General features: G+C 65.7%; 18 protein-coding genes. 7 read left to right on the top strand and 11 right to left on the bottom strand.

Features of this window, described 5'->3' with window-relative positions:
* Nucleotides 1-22 precede the first annotated feature (22 nt).
* Both H290_RS0116030 and H290_RS0116025 read left to right on the top strand, forming a co-directional pair.
* Complete coding sequence (locus tag H290_RS0116030; RefSeq protein ID WP_020107836.1) at nucleotides 23-1036, top strand: agmatine/peptidylarginine deiminase; 1014 nt, start codon at nucleotides 23-25, stop codon at nucleotides 1034-1036.
* A 139-nt stretch (nucleotides 1037-1175) separates the two neighbouring features.
* Entirely contained in the window at nucleotides 1176-2591 is a 1416-nt protein-coding gene (locus H290_RS0116025; protein ID WP_020107835.1) for a cytosine permease, read from the top strand.
* Here H290_RS0116025 and H290_RS0116020 read toward each other — a convergent pair whose 3' ends face one another.
* On the bottom strand, nucleotides 2592-4121 hold the full coding sequence (locus tag H290_RS0116020; protein WP_020107834.1) for a PucR family transcriptional regulator: 1530 nt from the start codon (nucleotides 4119-4121) through the stop codon (nucleotides 2592-2594).
* Nucleotides 4122-4237: 116 nt separating this feature from the next.
* On the opposite strand from H290_RS0116020, the gene H290_RS0116015 reads away from it, so the two are divergent.
* The 3 genes from H290_RS0116015 to H290_RS0116005 all read left to right on the top strand — a co-directional run bounded on the left by H290_RS0116015 (nucleotide 4238) and on the right by H290_RS0116005 (nucleotide 7774).
* Nucleotides 4238-4705, top strand: a complete 468-nt coding sequence (locus tag H290_RS0116015) for a nucleoside deaminase (protein ID WP_020107833.1) — start codon at nucleotides 4238-4240, stop codon at nucleotides 4703-4705.
* Nucleotides 4702-5679 (top strand): isopenicillin N synthase family oxygenase, encoded by a 978-nt coding sequence (locus H290_RS0116010; RefSeq protein ID WP_028463273.1) that lies wholly within the window; start codon nucleotides 4702-4704, stop codon nucleotides 5677-5679. The genes H290_RS0116015 and H290_RS0116010 overlap by 4 nt, the downstream gene beginning before the upstream one ends.
* A 94-nt stretch (nucleotides 5680-5773) precedes the next feature.
* The gene (locus H290_RS0116005; protein WP_020107831.1) at nucleotides 5774-7774 is read left to right on the top strand and encodes an acyl-CoA dehydrogenase; all 2001 of its coding nucleotides are present in this window, start codon (nucleotides 5774-5776) and stop codon (nucleotides 7772-7774) included.
* Nucleotides 7775-7980: 206 nt separating this feature from the next.
* On the opposite strand, the gene H290_RS28755 is transcribed toward H290_RS0116005, so the two are convergent.
* The 10 genes from H290_RS28755 to H290_RS28740 all read right to left on the bottom strand — a co-directional run bounded on the left by H290_RS28755 (nucleotide 7981) and on the right by H290_RS28740 (nucleotide 16465).
* On the bottom strand, nucleotides 7981-8508 hold the full coding sequence (locus H290_RS28755) for a hypothetical protein (RefSeq protein WP_020107829.1): 528 nt from the start codon (nucleotides 8506-8508) through the stop codon (nucleotides 7981-7983).
* Nucleotides 8505-8897: a hypothetical protein gene (locus tag H290_RS28750; protein ID WP_020107828.1), complete on the bottom strand. Its 393-nt coding sequence runs from the start codon at nucleotides 8895-8897 to the stop codon at nucleotides 8505-8507. Before H290_RS28750 ends, H290_RS28755 begins: the two co-directional genes overlap by 4 nt.
* Nucleotides 8894-9604: a DUF308 domain-containing protein gene (locus H290_RS28745; protein ID WP_020107827.1), complete on the bottom strand. Its 711-nt coding sequence runs from the start codon at nucleotides 9602-9604 to the stop codon at nucleotides 8894-8896. The genes H290_RS28750 and H290_RS28745 overlap by 4 nt, the downstream gene beginning before the upstream one ends.
* 24 nt (nucleotides 9605-9628) lie before the next feature.
* Nucleotides 9629-10183, bottom strand: a complete 555-nt coding sequence (locus H290_RS0115980; protein ID WP_155976871.1) for a hypothetical protein — start codon at nucleotides 10181-10183, stop codon at nucleotides 9629-9631.
* 73 nt (nucleotides 10184-10256) lie between these two features.
* Nucleotides 10257-11237 carry a porphobilinogen synthase gene (hemB, locus tag H290_RS0115975; RefSeq protein WP_020107825.1) on the bottom strand — a complete coding sequence of 327 codons (981 nt, stop codon included), beginning with the start codon at nucleotides 11235-11237 and terminating at the stop codon, nucleotides 10257-10259.
* Nucleotides 11238-11247: 10 nt separating this feature from the next.
* Entirely contained in the window at nucleotides 11248-12939 is a 1692-nt protein-coding gene (locus tag H290_RS0115970) for a bifunctional uroporphyrinogen-III C-methyltransferase/uroporphyrinogen-III synthase (RefSeq protein ID WP_020107824.1), read from the bottom strand.
* Between the two features lie 47 nt (nucleotides 12940-12986).
* Nucleotides 12987-13925: a hydroxymethylbilane synthase gene (gene hemC / locus H290_RS0115965; RefSeq protein WP_020107823.1), complete on the bottom strand. Its 939-nt coding sequence runs from the start codon at nucleotides 13923-13925 to the stop codon at nucleotides 12987-12989.
* A 4-nt stretch (nucleotides 13926-13929) separates the two neighbouring features.
* Nucleotides 13930-15276: a glutamyl-tRNA reductase gene (locus tag H290_RS0115960; protein ID WP_020107822.1), complete on the bottom strand. Its 1347-nt coding sequence runs from the start codon at nucleotides 15274-15276 to the stop codon at nucleotides 13930-13932.
* A complete protein-coding gene (locus tag H290_RS0115955; protein ID WP_020107821.1) occupies nucleotides 15273-16043 on the bottom strand; it encodes a redox-sensing transcriptional repressor Rex in 771 nt (256 codons plus the stop codon). Before H290_RS0115955 ends, H290_RS0115960 begins: the two co-directional genes overlap by 4 nt.
* Before the next feature lie 164 nt (nucleotides 16044-16207).
* On the bottom strand, nucleotides 16208-16465 hold the full coding sequence (locus H290_RS28740) for a glutaredoxin family protein (protein ID WP_020107820.1): 258 nt from the start codon (nucleotides 16463-16465) through the stop codon (nucleotides 16208-16210).
* 62 nt (nucleotides 16466-16527) lie between these two features.
* On the opposite strand from H290_RS28740, the gene H290_RS0115945 reads away from it, so the two are divergent.
* Together H290_RS0115945 and H290_RS0115940 are read left to right on the top strand one after the other, a co-directional pair.
* Nucleotides 16528-17715, top strand: coding sequence for an HAD family phosphatase (locus tag H290_RS0115945; protein ID WP_020107819.1), 1188 nt, complete (start codon nucleotides 16528-16530; stop codon nucleotides 17713-17715).
* 86 nt (nucleotides 17716-17801) lie between these two features.
* Nucleotides 17802-18221 carry a helix-turn-helix domain-containing protein gene (locus tag H290_RS0115940; protein ID WP_020107818.1) on the top strand — a complete coding sequence of 140 codons (420 nt, stop codon included), beginning with the start codon at nucleotides 17802-17804 and terminating at the stop codon, nucleotides 18219-18221.
* Nucleotides 18222-18363 lie beyond the last annotated feature (142 nt).

Raw genomic sequence — 18363 nt, 5'->3', positions numbered from 1 at the left:
TGATCGGGGGCGAGGAGCACACATGAGCAGCTGGCGGATGCCCGCGGAAAGCGCTGCGCAGGAAAAGGTCTGGATGGCGTTCCCCGTCGAGGGCTACTCGCTGGGCGACACCGCGGCGGCACGGGACGAGGCCCGCAGTACCTGGGCCGCCGTTGCCCATGCCATCGCAGAGTTCGAACCGGTCACGATGATCGTCGATCCCGGCGAGATCGGGCCCGCCCGGGAGTACCTCTCGTCCGGGATCGAGCTCGTCGAGGCGCCACTGAACGACGCCTGGGCCCGCGACATCGGGCCGACATTTGTCCTCGACGGCAACGGCAATCTCGGAGCGGTCGACTGGGTCTTCAACGGCTGGGGTGCGGCCCAGTGGGCCCGCTGGGACAAAGACCAGCACATCGGAAAGCTCATCGCGGAGTTGTCGGGCGCCGAACTCATCGATTCGCCGATGATCAATGAGGGTGGGGGCATCCAGGTCGACGGGGCCGGATCGGTCCTGGTGACCGAATCCGTGCAACTCGGCGACGGCCGCAACAGCACCTGGACCAAAGCGGATGTCGAGGCCGAGCTCGCCCGGACCATCGGGGCCGACCGGTCGATCTGGTTGCCCTACGGCCTGACTCGCGACAACGGGAAGTTCGGCACCCGGGGTCACGTCGACATCGTGGCCGCGATGCCGTCGCCGGGCGTGGTGCTGGTGCACGATCAGCGGAACCCGGACCACCCCGACTTCGACGTCAGCAAGCAGATCAAAGCCATCATCGCCGCCGCCGAACCCGACTGGGAGATCATCGGCGTGCCGGCGCCCACCGTGCTGACCGACGACGAGGGACCCGTCGACTACAGCTACATCAACCACCTGGTCGTCAACGGTGGTGTCATCGCCTGCAGCTTCGGAGATCCCAACGATCGGCAGGCCGCCGCCATCCTCGCCGAGGTCTATCCCGGCCGGACCGTGGTCACCATCGATGCCCGCCCGCTCTTCGAACGTGGCGGCGGAATCCACTGCATCACCCAGAATCAACCCGCCTCCCGATAGTGGTGGGTTCGGGTGAGGCCGACCTGGGAGTTTGCTCACCAAGACCCACCACTTTCGGACAGATCGAACGTTGACGTCCCCAAGTCAGTGGACGGAATGTCAGTTGCAGCAAGGCAACGGCACAGGAGACTGTTACGCAATGACATCCACGACTCCCCGCACTACTCCGGAACCGGAGACTGCATCGGGCACCTACGGCGACAAGGTTCTCGCAGTGGAACCCGGCGGCAACGAGTTCATCCCACTCGATGCCCGCCACGGAAAGCCCCGAGGCCTGTTCTGGACCTGGACCGCCCCCAACCTCGAATTCGCGACCATCTTCCTGGGGATCCTGGCGGTGCTCTACTTCGGTCTGAGCTTCTGGCAGGCCATCGCCGCGATGGCCCTGGGCAACCTGCTCGGCGCCGCGGCCCACTTCGTGTTGTCGGCACGGGGTCCGCTGCACGGTGTTCCGCAGATGGTGCTCGGCCGGCTGGGTTTCGGGTACCGCGGCAACATCGTGCCGGCCACGTTCATGGCGGTGATGTGCGGTGTCGGCTGGTTTGCCACCAACAGTGTCAGCGGTGCTCTGGCGCTGAACGCCCTGATCGGTGTGCCGTCGGTGATCGCGCTGCTCATCATCGTTCTCCTCCAGACAGGCTTCGCGTTCTTCGGCCACAACCTGGTCCAGAGTTTTGAGCGGGCCGTGGCACCGGTCCTCGCGGCCATCTTCGTCGTCGGTGGCATCTTCATCTTCAGCAAGGCTGATCTCGGGATGGCCTCGCTGGACGAGGGCGGGGGATCCATCGGCGGGTTCTTGCTGACGGTTGGTGCGGCCTTCGGATACACCGCAGGCTGGACGCCGTACGCCGCCGACTTCACGCGCTACCTCCCGGTGAACGTCTCGAAGATCCAGACCGGACTGTTCGCCTCCGGCGGCTTGTTCATCTCCACCACCGCCCTGATGGCCATCGGTGCGGCATCGGTCACCATCGGGTTCGACGCCGACCTCAACTACACCGACGCGTTCACCTCGTCGATGCCCTCGGTCGTGGCCAACCTGACGTTGCTGGCGATCGCTGTCGGTGCCGTGGCCGCCAACGCGATCAACCTCTATTCGGGGGCCATGGCCTTTGTGACCATGGGATTCAAGTTCTCGGTAGGCATGCAGCGGGCTCTGGTCACCGCGGTGTTCGGCGTGGTCGGATTCCTGGTGGCGTGGTGGGCGCTGGCCGATGCAGCCGCGAACTACGAGACATTCCTGCTGGTCGTGGCCTACTGGATCGGACCGTGGTTGGGCATCATGTTCGCCGACCAGCTGTTGCGCCGCGACCGACCGATCGCCGGATTCCTCTACAACACCGGCTATTCCAACTGGGGCGGGCTCGTGACTTTCTTGGTCGCGCTGGTCACGTCGGTGCTGCTGTTCGGCAACCAGGAACGATGGGTCGGCTACGTCGCCGAATCGGTGCCACAGTTGGGTGACATCGCCTTCTTCGTCGGCTTCGTGATCGCTTTCGTCGGCTATATCCTGTTGTGCAGCAAGAAGATCAGCAAGGACTACCAGAGCGTCTGATCAACCAGCGCTGCGACGGCCCTGTGCGCGATGTGCGCACAGGGCCATCAGCAATCCCGGATAGGTCTGTGGCGCGGTGAAATCGAATCCGATCAGCCCGCGGATACGGTCGAGGCGCTGATACAGACTCTGCCGCCCCAGATTCAAAGCCGCCGCTGAACGGGTTGCACTGCAACCATTTCGAAGGTGAACCTCCAGCGTGTGCGTCAACTCGGAGCCGTGCTCCTTGTCCCAGGCGATCACCGGGCCGATCGCGGCGGCGGCCAACTCCGACCGCACCGCGTCCGGCAGTGTCTCCACCGCCAGATCGGCGGCCAGTGCCCGTACCGAGGTCACCGCATCCGCATGGTTACCAGATCGCCGATCGGCCACCGCCAACGACAATGCGTGACGAACCCGAACCAGCCCCGCAGAGAGCTCGTACGCATCGAGGCGACACGGATCCCCCACCACCACAGTCGCTTCCCCGGATCCGCTGGCATAGGAGGCCACGATCTCGGTGACAGCATCAACATCGGATCTCGACGGAGTGATGAGGGCGTACGAGGTCGCATGAACCCGGGCATGCATCGATTGCGCCGAAATACGTTTGGCCGCAGATGCACTGAGCTGTGACGCCATCCGCGGTATCGGTACGTCCACCGCGACCGGCACGATCCGCGCTGTCTTCGACGGCCGAAACCCGGCGGCCCCCAACCTCATCACCAGATCCGACCGGCGATCGATGCGGGCGTCGAGGAGATCTGAGACCAACGATGACGCGGCCCGATGCGGGAGACCACCGAGCTCCCGCGACAACGAGAGCGTCACCCCCAGCGGTCCGGCCCCGACCTCGAGCATGCCGACCAGCGCCGCGGGGTCCAGCGGAGAACCCGGCCCGGCCACCATCGTCGCGACGAGCTCACCCCGCATCCCCACCGGTACCGCGGCCACCTGCGCGTCCACTGCCTGCCACGCCGAATGGTCGTCGTCGACACCCTCGGCGGCCATCAATGCGTTGCCGCTCCCGAGGAGTACCAGCGGGCAATCAACCGCAGCGGCAAGGCGTTTCAGTATCGATGGTGCACCATTGCCCGCGGCCATCTCCGCGTGCAGTGCCGCGCTCAGATCACTGCGTCGACGCAGCAGTTCCACTTCGCCCGACACCAGATCGGTGTTGGCCGAGCGGCACAAGTCGATGAACGGGACCACCGTACGCAGCGCGATGAGCGGAAAGTGCACCGCCGAGGCCTCTCGCACCATCTCGTCAGGCATCTCGTCAAAGGTCCGGCCCATCTCGATGGCCACCCCGGCGACGTTGCGCTGCGCGAGTTCGCGGATGTAATGCCGCCGCGTTCCGGCATCGACCCCGGCCAGTCCGAGGCCGGTGGTCAGGAACAGCTCACCACCGGACAGCAGTGGGCCGATCTCGAAGATCTCACTCGAATGCACCCAGCGGACCTCGTTGTCGAGCCCGTCATAACCGCTCAGAACCTGCGGATCGGCCGACACGAGGTGTTGTTCGAGGACGTCGCGCAACGTCAGCACCATCGTGTCCCCTTTCGGAATCAACTGTCAGCGACCAGACGAAATGCACGTCGCTCAGCAATGCTGCTGCGACACTATGTCAGTTGCCGCGGCACCGCTTCCCAGGCACCGTTACTGGCATGACGGCATCCATCGATGTTTCCCCGACCACCCTGCTCGAGATCGCATACGCCGAGGCCAGGGCCGGCCTGGCCGAAGGCGGGATTCCCATCGGCGCGGCGTTGTTCGCGGCCGACGGAACGCTGCTCGGACGCGGCCACAACCGGCGGGTCCAGAACGACGATCCCTGCGTCCACGGCGAGACCGACGCGTTTCGCAACGCCGGACGGCAGACCGACTACCGGTCGACGATCATGGTCACCACCCTGTCACCCTGCTGGTACTGCTGCGGCCTGATCCGTCAGTTCAACATCGGTGCCGTGATCATCGGGGAGAACACCACCTTCCACGGCGGCGAGGACTGGCTCATCGAGAACGGCGTCTCGGTGACCGTTCTCGACGATCCACGATGTGTGTCCATGATGACCGAGTTCATCGACCGCAATCCGCTGCTGTGGAATGAGGACATCGGGGTGGTGGAGTCGTGAGTGGTCCCATTCTGACGGTGGACATCTCGCAGTGGCGGACCGGCGGCGAGGCCGCGAGCGCACTCTGTGCGGCCGTGGACAAAAGCCTGCAGCAGGCCGGATTCCTCTTGGTCACCGGGCACGGCATCGACCCGGAACTCCCCGCGTCGCTGCGGGCGGCGGCACGGGAATTCTTCGCGCTGCCAACCGAAGTGAAGGAGAAGTACGCCGTGGCCGTCGGTGGCCGCGGCTGGATCGGTCCGGGTATGGAGGCCAACGGATACGCCGAAGGAACCGAGACGCCACCTGATCTGAAGGAGACCTACAACTGTGGCGCGCAGACTCCGGTCGGCGATCCGGACGTCGACGCCCTGTGGTTCCCTCCCGACGTGTGGCCCGCCGAAGTCCCGCGCCTGCATGAGTTGTTCGTCGAGTACTGCCGACAGATGCAAGCCCTCTCGGATGACCTGCTGGATCTGATGGCCGCGTCACTGGGCCTGACCGGTGAGTCCAATCCATTTCTCGGCCTGACCGATCGCGCGACCTGGACCTCGAACATCAACCACTATCCCGCGATCACCGAAACCGGTCCCGTCGAGGACGGCCAGTACCGCATCGGACCACACACCGACTTCGGCACGGTGACCGTACTCGACCGTGAGCCGGGTGCCGGCGGCCTGCAGGTCTACAGCACCCAGGGCGGATGGGCCGACGCTCCCTACGATCCGACAGCCCTGACGATCAACATCGGAGATCTCCTGGAGTATTGGACCGGAGGTCGCTGGCCCGCCGGGCGCCACCGCGTCCTGCCGCCACAGGTCGATGCCCCCGATGAGGATCTTGTCTCGCTGATCTTCTTCTATGAGGCCAATCACGACGCTGTGGTGACACCCCTGGAAAAACCGATCGGCACGGAATCCGGGCGATCGCCGGTGATCTCGGGCGATTTCATTCTCGAGCGCCTGGACGCCATCACGGTTGCACCCACTCCATGATGGTGGTTTCCGGTGAGGCCGCTCTGCCGGTTCCCTCACCGGAACCCACCAATTTCGGTTTGGGTGGTGGGGCTGCCTGGGTAGCCTCGAAATCATGACTGCCATCGAAGCCAGTTCTGACGATGTCCCCGCCGATCTCCCGGGAACGGAGACTCCCGACGAAGACGACGCGTTGCTCGTCGAAAATCTCCGGATCGCTCTCGACGGTCGATGGCGGGGTACGAGGGAGCATGTCCGGGAACATCTGAACCGCGCCGATCTGCTCCCCGATCCGTCTCGCACACTGGATCAGGCCCGGGCCCGGACGCTCGAGATCATGCGAGAGCTGACCGAGTTCGGTTTCGCCCGTGCCGGATTCCAGGAACATCACGGTGGCAGTGGCGATGTCGGTGCGTCGATCACCGCCATCGAACTACTCGGCTACGCCGACCTGTCGTTGATGGTCAAGGCCGGCGTGCAATGGGGCCTGTTCGGCGGTGCCATCGAGAACCTCGGAACCAAGCGGCACCACGAGAAGTACGTCGAGGGTCTGATCAACCTCGACGTCCTCGGTTGTTTTGCCATGACCGAGACCGGCCACGGCTCCAATGTCCAGGCCCTGCAGACCACCGCCACCTACGACGCGGCCACCGACGAGTTCGTCATCCACTCGGAATCCCATCTGGCACGCAAGGACTACATCGGCGGCGCCGCCGAACATGCCAGGGTCGCGGCAGTGTTCGCCCAGCTGATCACGGGCGGTCCCGGCGAGGATCCGACCGGCCGCGGGGTGCACTGTCTGGTCGTTCCGATCCGCGATGCGGACGGGAAAGACATGCCCGGCGTCACCACGAGCGATTGCGGTTACAAAGGCGGGCTCGCCGGAGTCGACAATGGGCGCATCACCTTCGACCATGTCCGGGTGCCGCGCGAGAACCTCCTCAACCGCTACGGCGACGTCGCGGAGGACGGCACGTACACCTCGCCGATCGAGAATCAGAACCGCCGCTTCTTCACGATGCTCGGCACCCTCATCCGCGGGCGGGTCAGTGTCGCGGCCACCGCCGGCGCGGCCGGCCGCAAGGCACTGACCATCGCCACCCGATACGGTCTGGCGCGCAGGCAGTTCGAGTCACCCGACTCCACCGACGAGATCCTCGTCATGGACTACCTGGGGCATCAGCGCAAGCTGCTCCCCCTCATCGCGAAGTCCTACGCACTGGCGTTCGCCCAGAACGAGATCATCGAAGAACTCCACGAAGTGCAGTCGGCCGAGGCCGCCGACGAAAACCGGCAACGCGAACTCGAGACCGCGGCAGCCGGTTTGAAGGCGATGACCACCTGGCATGCATCGAACACCATCAATGTCTGCCGCGAGGCCTGCGGCGGCGCGGGATACCTCGACGAGAACCAGTTGTCGATCCTGCGCGGCGACATCGACGTGTTCACCACCTTCGAAGGTGACAACACCATCCTGACCCAGTTGGTTGCCAAGGAATTGCTCTCGGCCTATGCCGAAGACGTGCGCGGCCTCAACGCGGTGGGCTGGGCCCGGTTCATCGCCGGGATGGCCCGCGACGTCTTCCTCGAGAAGTCCGCCGCCCGCCAGGTCGTGCAGTCATTGATGGACGGCAGCGACGAAGATCCCGAGCAATCCGACCTCACCAACCGCGGGACCCAGATCCGGCTCCTGCGTAACCGCGAAGATCACCTGCTGCGCACCTGCGCCAATCGGTTACGCCGCGCCACCGACGAGGACAACGACCCGTTCGAAGTGTTCAACAACGCGCAGGACCACCTGATCAAGGTCGGGAGCGCCCACACCGAACGGGTCGTGCTCGAAGCGTTCATCGAGGCGATCGACCGCTGCGACAGCAAGGCCGGCACCGAACTGCTCGGCAAGGTCTGCGATCTGTTCGTCTATTCGACCCTCGAGGCCGACCTCGACTGGTTCCTGATGCACCGTCACGTTTCCGTCGAACGCGCCAAGTCAATCCGGCGTGGTGTCAACGACCTGTGTGCCGCGCTACGTCCACACGCCCGCACCTTGGTCGATGGATTCGCGGTGCCCGAGGAACTGCTCCGAACCACCATGATCGACGACCAGAGCGCCTGACCACGACATTTACGGCACGGTCGGCGGTCCGTTGGGCACGGTCGACGGCCCGTTCGGCACGGTCGGCGGACGGTTCGGCACGGTCGGCGGTCCGTTGGGCACGGTCGGCGGTTCGTTCGGCACGGTCGACGGACGGTTCGGCACGTTGGGCACGGTCGGCGGTCCGTTGGCACGGTCGGCGGTGCGTTCGGCCCGCTCGACGGGGGTCAGTCGGGGGTGTCGGTGTCGCGGCGTTTGGGGCCCAGGCCCATCTGGACGGCCTGGTGGGCCTGCTGCAATTCCGACCGGAAGTGGTGCACGTCCCGGGCCCAGGCCTGTGCCAGACGGCCGCCGACCAGTTTGACGCCCACACCGCTGCGGCGCCGGGGTACCGCGGACAATTCACCGAGGGCCGGGGCGCTCTCCCACTTCGCGTGCTCGGAGCCGTGGTTCTCCGGGAAGATCTCTTCGATCTCGTCGAGGCGGATGGTCTGGGCGCCCTGGCGCAGTGTTCCCTCGGTGAGCCGGACACTGACGTGCGCACGTGCGGCATAGACCTGCACCAGCGAGAACCCGCCGATGAGGAGCCCGAAGACCAGCAGCGCAGGCCAGTGCAGCTTGCCGCCGCCGAAGATCTCCATGATGAACACGGTCAGACACAACACCGGGCCGATGGCGACAACCCACCAGGCGCCGCCGGACTCGTAGAAGAGCGTCTCGCCCTCCGCCGGGTCCAACTCGTGTTCGTCGCTCATTTGTCTTCGAACCAGGGATCCGACGAGGGTCGGTACGCCATCATCGACCCGATGAGTGCGATGAGACTGAACAACAGTGGCAGCGCTGCGCCCTTGGTCAGGAACGACCCCAGTATCCCCAGGAACACGAGCATCAGGGTGAACACCGCCAGTGCCGAACGCCATCGCGAATCGCCGGAGACCACCCTGCGTGCCGCGGCGATGAGCGCGCCGCCGATGGCCACGTAGAAGACACCGAGGGCCACCGTTCCGCCGACACCCTCGATCAGGCTCACGATGACGAACGCCACCCCGTAGACGGCGATCAAAGCGCCACTGATCGTCCACAGCCAGTAGGCGCGGGTGACCAGCGCCGGACGTGCGGCCGGCTCGACAGGCTTGCTGCTCACGTTCGGTCTCCTGGTTCAGGTCTGTTGTGTTCTGGACTGTAGCCATCCGGGCCGGCAGGCGGTTGATATCCCGCCGGCGGGTACTGGCCGTACTGCGGTGGGCCGTACTGCCCGTAATAGGGCTGCTGGGGTGGATACGGGGTGGTGAAGTACGACGGCGGTTGCAGCTTCTTCTGTTTGCGCCACCGCGCCGTGTCTTTGCAGTATTTGTCCGAATCGCGGTGCATCAGCAGCACGCCGGCACCCAGTGCGGCAACACCGCCGATCACATGCGGGACCATCACCCAGGTGTCGGACCCGTCGGTGAAGAACGCCGACACCATTTGCACGACGAGGTAGAAGCTGAAGAATCCCAGGACCAGTCGCGCCCAGTTGAACCCGATCCGGGTGAGCCAGGTGAGCGCCGCGAATGCCACCGCCAACCCGATGCCGGTCACGACGATGACCGCCCAGACCACTCCGTCGGGCAGTTGAGCATCCGGATTGTCTTTGGCGACCTCGTCCGCAGTGTCGAAGAACTGCGTGTACTGCGACCCGAAGACGACGCACTGGGCCACGATCACCAGGATCCACAGCTCGGTGGCGATCGCCGTGGCATTCGGCAGCGCCGGTTTGGTGGACGATAGCTCCGGCCCGGCGCCAGGACTCTGGCCGGCCGGGGGCCCGCTATACGGGTTCTGGCCATAGGGCGTAGGGGGCACGGACATGCCACCCAGCCTAGTTGGCGCGCCTCACGCCGGCCTTCCCGAGTCGCCGACGGAGCTGGAGATCTGGCGTCGGCCGTCCGTCGTCCAGGACCGGTAGGCATCGACATCGACGCCCAGGATCGCGGTACTGACGTCGACCGGGACCCCCTCGCCGGCCAGCAGCCGCACCAGCGGGAACCAGCCCTCGTCGTCACCGGGTGGTTCGGGCATCAGTTCGGCTGCCCGATTCCGGACCCGACCCTCAAAAGCTCGCCGCATCTGATCGCTCGGCGCAGGTTGCCGACCGTTCCGATTCGATGCCGGACGCCGGGCCCGGCCCACGGGTGCCGCCGGCGGCGGAGCGTGTCGGGCACGGTCCGACGGATACCGCAATACGGTGTCGTCGGCCAGCCACCTACGAAAATCCATCGGATCGAAGTCGAGGACGGCAGCGGACGCCTCCACCGGTATGCCGTCACCGCGAAGACGATTCACGAAGTGGTACAGGTCATCTCGGCTGCCGAAGGGACCGGCGGTCCGACGCCTGCGTTCGATGGATCTGGCGAAAGCCACTTCAAGACGACTCGGTTGGTCCGACACAGATGTTCCCCCAGAACCCCGGTCACGCCATCAGGCCCCACCCCGATGAACGCTCATCAATTGCTTGCGAAGGTCAATGTAGCGCAGTTGCAACTTCGTGTGCCCAATACGTGAGCACGATGTCAGCTCCGGCCCGGCGGATGGCGAGCAGGGACTCCGCGATGGCGGCATCCCGGTCGATCCATCCCCGCTCGGCAGCAGCGGTGATCATCGAGTATTCGCCGGAGATCTGGTACGCGGCCACGGGGACGTCGGACTCGTCGGCGATCCGGCGGAGGACGTCGAGGTACAGCATCGCCGGTTTCACCATCACGATGTCGGCGCCCTCGGACAGATCCAGGTGCAGTTCGCGGGTGGCCTCACGCAGGTTGGCCGGATTCTGCTGGTAGGACTTACGGTCGCCCTGCAGCGACGACCCGACCGCTTCGCGGAACGGACCGTAGAAAGCGGACGAGTATTTCGCGGTGTACGCCAGGATCCCGGTGTCGAGGAAACCGGCGTCGTCGAGCGCGCGGCGAATCGCTGCGACCTGGCCGTCCATCATTCCGCTGGGACCGACCATGTGCGCTCCCGAACGCGCCTGGACGACGGCCATCTCGTTGTAGCGAGCGAGGGTGGCGTCGTTGTCGACCGCGCCGTCAGGGCGCACGACACCGCAGTGACCGTGGTCGGTGAACTCGTCGAGACAGGTGTCGGCCATCAACACGGTCGAATCACCGAGGTCGTCGCGCAACTGCCGCAGTGCGACGTTGAGGATGCCGTCGGGGTCGGTGCCGACGGTTCCGACGGCGTCCTTGTCCTCCGGCTTCGGAACACCGAACAGCATCAGGCCGCCCACACCGGCGGTGACAGCCGCTTCGGCGGCCGACCGCAGCGAGTCGACGGTGTGCTGGACAACGCCGGGCATCGAACTGATCGGACGCGGATCGTCGAGCCCGTCGGCCACGAACATCGGCAGCACCAGATGGCGTGCCTCGAGCGATGTCTCGGCAACAAGCCGGCGAATGGCCGGAGTGTTACGCAACCGACGGGGTCGATCGAATGGTGCGTTCATGAGCCCAAGCCTACGAGCGCGAGCGACGAGCCTTCTTACGCGGCGGGGGCAGTGCGCCCTCGGCCCGCAGGCGCGAAGCATGCTCGGCGAGCGCGTCCACGAGCTCCGGCACCGAGGCGTTCTCCGGACGCACGTCCACGCGCAGACCGAACTCGGTTGCGGTTTCCGCGGTCTTCGGGCCGATGCAGGCGACGATGGTGCGCGCATGCGGCTTGCCGGCGATACCGACCAGGTTGCGGACGGTGGAACTCGAGGTGAAGCAGACCGCGTCGAAACCGCCGGTCTTGATCATCTCGCGGGTCTCGGCGGGGGGCGGCGCTGCCCGAACGGTGCGGTACGCGGTCACGTCGTCGATCTCCCAGCCGCGGCCACGCAGGCCCTCGGACAGGGTCTCGGTGGCGATGTCGGCACGCGGCAACAGGATGCGGTTCACCGGATCGAAGACGTCGTCGTACGGCGGAAAGTCTTCGAGCAACCCCAGCGACGACTGCTCGCCCGAGGGCAGCAGTTCGGGGTTGATGCCGAAACCACGAACCTTGTCAGCGGTAGCCTCACCCACACAGGCGATCTTCACGCCGCTGAAAGCTCTTGCATCCAAACCGAATTCGGCGAACTTGTCCCATACTGCACGCACCGCGTTGGTGGAGGTGAACACCACCCACTGGTAGCGGCCGTCGACCAGACCCTTGACCGCACGCTCCATCTGAGCGGGGCTGCGGGGCGGCTCGACCGCGATCGTCGGGACCTCCATCGGGATGGCACCGTGTGTCACGAGCCGTTCCGACATGTCGCCGGCCTGATCCTTGGTACGCGGAACCAGGACGGTCCAGCCGTACAGCGACCGCGACTCCCACCAGTTCAGCTTGGCGCGCTGGGAGACAACCTTGCCGACGGTGACGATCAGCGACCCGGTCAGGGCGCTGCCGCTCTCGTTCAGGGTGGCCAGCGTGGCCTCGATGGTGCGCTGCTGGCAGGTGGTGCCGTTGACGGTGATCGCGGCCGGCGTCTGCGGGGCCAGTCCGTTCTCGGTCAGGGCGCTGGCGGTCTCGGCGAGGTGACCCGACGTCGCGTGCAGCACCAGCGGACCGGGAGCAGCGGCCAGAGCCGCCCAGTCGACCACTCCGCGGACATCGGCCACGGCATGGCCCGATCCCAGGGGCATACCCGCATAGCTCGGCACAGCGGCCGTGGCGGGCAATCCCGGGATGACCTCGAACGTGACCTGCGTGCGGGCCACGGCGTTGACCTCGGCCAGGACCGAGTCGGTGGTCAGCGGATCACCGGCGACCAGGCGGACCACATCGTGACCCTCCCGCGCGGTGGCGACCAACGTCTTGGCGACCTCGTTGGGGTCACCCAGAGCCGGCCGAACGTTGTTGACCTGGGTGTTGTCGTCGTCGGCAGCATCGGCGTCAGGCTGTTGCCCACCCTGCTGATCCGCACCCTCGACCCCGGCGCTAATGTCTTGCTTGCTCGGTTTGGCGGCACCTGAACGCGACGATCCCGTCTTCGACGAAGTCGATGCACCGGATCCGGCACCGATCTGCTCGACGACCGCGGACGGCACGTCAGGATCGATGAACACCGTGACGGCGTTCTCGATCGCGGCGCGTGCGCGGACGGTCAGCAACCCGGGGTCTCCGGGTCCTGCCCCGACGAAGAGGATTCGTCCGGGCGTGATGACCTTTTTGGTTCGGCTCATGTTCAGCTCTCCTGCCCCGCTCGGGGCTGTAGCTCGGCCCGCCGGTCCTAGAGGAGCGTTTTCGCTCCCAGTTCCAGCAGTTCTGCGGCAAGTTCTCGGCCGAGTTCGGTCGCTCGCGAGACCGGGCCCACCACCGAGGCCCGGACGGAATCAGATCCGTCCTCGGCCACCACCGTCGCGCGGAGCGACAGCTCGGTGAAAATGCGCCCGCTTTCGTCGATCGACTCGACCACCTCGGCCATCGCACCGATCGGTGCCGTGCATCCGGCCTCCAGGGCCGCAAGCACCGCACGTTCGGCGTCAATCGCCGCACGGGTGGACGGATCGTCCAACTCGGCGAGAATGCTCACCAGTTGGGCATCGTCTTCGCGACACTCCACGGCCAAGGCGCCCTGTGCAGGCGCCGGCAGCATCTGAACCGGATCCAACGCTTCGGTGACCTCATCGGTCCGTCCTATTCGTACGAGTCCGGCCCGGGCTACCACCACCGCGTCGAGTTCACCGCTGGCGACTTTGCCCAACCGAGAATCTAGATTGCCTCGAAGGGGGCGGATTTCCAAACCGAGACCCAATGCCCTAAGCTGCGCGGCCCGCCGCGGCGCCGAGGTACCGACGGTGGCACCGGGAAGAAGCTCTCCGAGCACCTTGCCACCCGCTGCGACCAGCGCATCGCGGGGATCTTCACGGGGCGGGATCGCGGCGATGACCAAGCCCGGTTCGGGCGCGGTCGGGAGGTCTTTGTAGGAGTGGATCGCGACGTCCACTTCGCCGGCCGACAACGACTGGCGGATCGCGGTGGTGAACACCCCGACCCCGATCTCCTGCACCGGCGCGGCCGACAGGTCACCGAGGGTTTTGATGATGACCAGCTCGGCCGGATGCCCGGCGGCGATCAGCGCATCGCGAACGGTCCCCGCCTGGGTGGTGGCCAGCAGGGAACCACGGGTGCCGATCCGGATCGGATCTCGGCGCTTGTCAGAACTCAATTTCTCAGTGACCCTTTCGGGGGGCGTCGGTCTCACCAAGACCAACTTCGGGGATGGAAACCGATTCTGCTGCACCAGGTTTGAGCTCGAACAGCTCACGCAGCGCCTCGGCGTACTGATCACCCTGCGGAGTGCTCGCAAGTTGCTTGACGCGCACTGTTGGCGCGTGCAGAAGTTTGTCGACAACGCGGCGGACCGTCTTCGCGACCTCGTCGCGCTGCGGATCGTCCAGGCCCGGCAACCGGCTTTCCAGCCGCAGGATCTCCGCTTCGACGACCTCGGCCGCACGCTGGCGCAGCGCCGTCACCGTGGGCGTGACCTCGGCCTGACGCTGATTCGTCATGTAGTCGGCCAGCTCCGCCAGCACGATCTCGCGGGCAGCCGTTTCGTCGGCGTCGGCGGCCTTGGTCGCCTCGTCGCCGCGCAAACCCTCGATGTCGATGATGTGCACATTCGGCAGACGCCCGGCCGCCGGATCGACGTTGCGGGGGAGACCAAGATCACAGATGACCAGCGGGCTCCGAGCGGTCCGCTTGGCCAGTGCCGAGTGCACCTGCCCGACTCCCACCACCGCGCCGATCGTGCCGGTACAGGTGACCAGGACATCGGCATCCGCGAGTGCGTCGGTCAGATCGTCCATCGGAACCGCACGCGCATCGACCCCGTGATTCTTGATGACGTTGCCGGCCAGATGCTGGGCCTTTTCGTGCGTCCGGTTGACCAGCGCGAGGTCGGAAACACCCGCGCGGGCCAGGTGTGCGGCGGCCAGAGCGCCCATCGCACCGGCACCGAGCACCACCGCCGACTCGATGTCGCGGCCGAGGACAGCACGCGCCCGATCGAGGGACACCGACACCACCGAGGCACCGGCCCGGTCGAGTCCGGTCTCGCTGTGGACCCGTTTGCCCACCCGCAGCGCCTGCTGGGCGAACTCGTGCAGAACGCGCCCCGCCGAACGGTTGGCGTCGGCGCTGGCATACGACGAGCGGATCTGACCGAGGATCTGCTGTTCGCCGACCACCATCGAGTCGAGTCCGGCCGCCACCGAGAAGAGGTGCTCGACCACGGCCTCGGAGTAGCGGACGTAGGCGTAGCGGGTCATCTCGTTCACCGACATGCCCGAATGCCGGCCCATCACCTCACCGACGGCTTCGAGAGCCGGGTGGAAGGCGTCGACAACGGCGTAGATCTCGACCCGGTTGCAGGTCGAGACGATCATGGCCTCACTGATCTGCGAGCTCTCGAGGAGCTCGTCGATGAGCTTGGGCCGGTCGTATTCGGTGACCGTCAGTTGCTCCAGGATCGATACCGGTGCACTGCGATGCGATACGCCGAACAGGAAGATACTCACACGCCCACCGACCTCTTGTTCGATTGCGTCCGGGGCCCCTGAGCCCGTCCGCGCTGCAACTCATTTGGTTGCGCCACTTCACTTTCGGCGCCGCTTCCATTCTCGGCACTGTGCCGACGCGCCGCGTTGAAAGCCATCACCTGTAGTTCGAGGGCCAGATCAACCGGACGCACGAACACGTGCTCGGGAACCTGCGGGGTGACGGCGGTGAAGTTCAGGATTTGCTGCACCCCGGCAGCCACAAACGCGTCACAGGTGACCTGGGCGTCGGCATCCGCGGTGGCGAGCACCGCGATCTTGACGCCGTGTTCCACACAGATCTGGGCGATCTCTGCGAGGTCGCCGACCACCATCTCACTTTCGTTGCCCGCGACCTTGGTCCCGACCAGTTCGGGATCGGCGTCGACCAGCGCGACGATCTTGATACCGCGGCGGTCGAACCCGGCGCGGCTGACCAGCGCCCGGCCGAGATGTCCGGCGCCGGCGAGCACCACGTTGTGGTTGTGCTCGACGCCGAGGGTCAGTGCGATCCGCGCGATCAGACGGCTCACGTCGTAACCCACACCGCGCACGCCGCTCGATCCCACATGGGAGAGGTCTTTGCGAAGGATTGCGGGGTTCACGCCGGCCGCGGCCGCGAGCTGGTTCGACGAGACGACGAGGTCGCCGCTTTCGCTGATCGAGCGCAGGACGTGCAGATAGGTGGCAAGCCGGGCCACCGAGGCACCCGGGATGTCGGGCTGCCCCAACGTGGGACTTTTTGCCATGCCGACCGTCTTTCTGATCTGGGCTGCGTTGTTCGGGGCATCACGGACCGAAGCCCGGCCCCCGAAACCTTCGGTTACGCGAACGTAACCACTCGACGGTCCACGGTACCGCTTGTGAATCGATTCACAAACTTGGCTGCCGGAATTCTGGCCACGAGTCTGGACTACTGTCCAGCAAGGGACCGTAAATCCACTTCCAACCTGGGGATATCGACATCCCAATAGCTGTGCTCACGACCGTCGAGCAGGATCACCGGCAGGCGATCGCCGTATTCGGCACGAAGTGAGGGATCGGTGGCCGAGGCCGCGTCGACGTCGATTTCTTCGAACTCGGCACCGAACTCGTCGAGGAGCGGTTGCAGATCGGCCAAAGCACGGGCGCAGGCGGCACAACCCGCCCGGGAGAGCAGCGTGATCGTCACACAACCAGTGTTGCACCGCGCACCGACTACGCTTGAAGCGGACCGATCAGGGAGGCGAAGGAGTGACTCAAATTCCAGGCGACGGGTACACCGGCGACGAGGATTCAGCGACCGCCCCCCACGACGAGAGCAACGGCGACGACACCCACGAGGTCAGCGGAACGGAGCCCGCCCGCGGAGGAACGCGCCATGACGGCGCCCTCCACGATCTCGGGCCCGACAACGGCGACGAGGACGAGGACAACTCTGCCGACAACGACTTCCCCGGGAAGCCGGCCACCCCGTCGGGGCCGCTGTCACCGCTGACCAGCCGGGTCGGACGCTTCCGGCAGTCCGCCGCCGAGCTGCGCCAGTCGCTGGCAGGCGAGGCGAGCGCGCACGCCGCCTACTCGAACCTCCGGGAACGATCACTGCGCGTCCCGGACGAGGGAATCGTCGCCACCGTCGAGGTCGACGAACCGGGTGTACCCACCGACGTACCGCCGGACCTGACCGCCGCCGCGTTCTTCGACGTCGACAACACCCTGGTGCAGGGTGCCTCGATGATCCACTTCGCCCGCGGCCTCGCCGCCCGCGACTACTTCAGCTACCGCGACGTCATGGAGTTCGTCTGGGCCCAGGCGAAGTTCCGCATCACCGGCCGCGAGAGTTCCGAAGATGTCGCCCAGGGCCGCGAGAAGGCACTGTCGTTCATCGCCGGTCGTCCCACCGACGAGCTCGTCCGGCTCGGCGAGGAGATCTTCGACGAGTACATCGTCGACAAGATCTGGCCGGGTACCGCCTCGCTGGCCCAGATGCACCTCGACGCCGGACAACAGGTCTGGCTCGTCACCGCGACCCCGGTGGAGCTGGCTCAGACGATTGCCGACCGCCTGGGGCTGACCGGGGCGCTGGGGACCGTGGCCGAAAGCGTTGACGGTGTCTTCACCGGACGGCTCGTCGGCGACATCCTGCACGGACTCGGTAAGGCCCATGCGGTGCGGACCCTGGCGATCCGCGAGGGCCTCAACCTCAAGCGATGTACCGCGTATTCGGATTCACACAACGATGTGCCGATGCTGTCGCTCTGTGGCACCGCCGTGGCCATCAACCCCGACGCCGACCTACGGGACGTCGCCCGGGTCCGCGGCTGGGAGATCCGGGACTACCGCACGGCCCGCAAGGCCGCGAAAATCGGGTTGCCGACCGCAGTGGTCCTCGGCGCCGCCGGCGGTGGCGCCGTGGCCGCGGTCAAACACATGCGCCGCTGACGCCCTCTCAGCTCCAAGCACCCGGGCATCGGCACGTCTGTCGCCGACAGCCCGGCCCGGTATGGGTCGGCAATTATATTTGACACATGGATAAGGACGAATCGAGCCGCCTGACCCTGGGTGAGCTGATCAGGCGCCAGCGGGAGCTCGCCGAGCTGCCGATGCGCCAGCTGGCCACGCTGGTAGGAATCTCGAATCCGTACCTCTCCCAGATCGAACGTAATCTGCGTGAGCCGAGCGATCGGGTTCTGAATGCCATCGCCGACCAACTCCACCTGTCGGCAGACGCACTCCTCACCGAGTCCTCGCGGTCACAGAGTGAAGGACTCTCTGCCGTGACGAAGGCAATCCGCGAAGATCCGGATCTCACCAATTCGCAACGCAAAGCCGTTGAGGAAATGTATGAGGCATTCCGGGAAGTCACGATCGCGAGGCGTAAGCGACCACGAAATGACGGTCCGACGGACGATCCGAATGACGATCCGAATGACGATCGCGTCATCTGATCACGTGACGTGTTTCAGGTTCGGCACCCGCATGTGTCTCAAGTCACATAACAGTGGCAAAGCGTATATGTAACTCAGCGTATTTGCTGGTAGAGCGCGGAGCATAGCACGAAACTGCACGCGGCTTCCAGAAATCGGATGA

The sequence above is a fragment of the Nocardia sp. 348MFTsu5.1 genome, from assembly GCF_000383535.1.
Lineage (GTDB): Bacteria > Actinomycetota > Actinomycetes > Mycobacteriales > Mycobacteriaceae > Williamsia > Williamsia faeni.
This window is presented reverse-complemented; position numbering and strand designations above follow the sequence as displayed.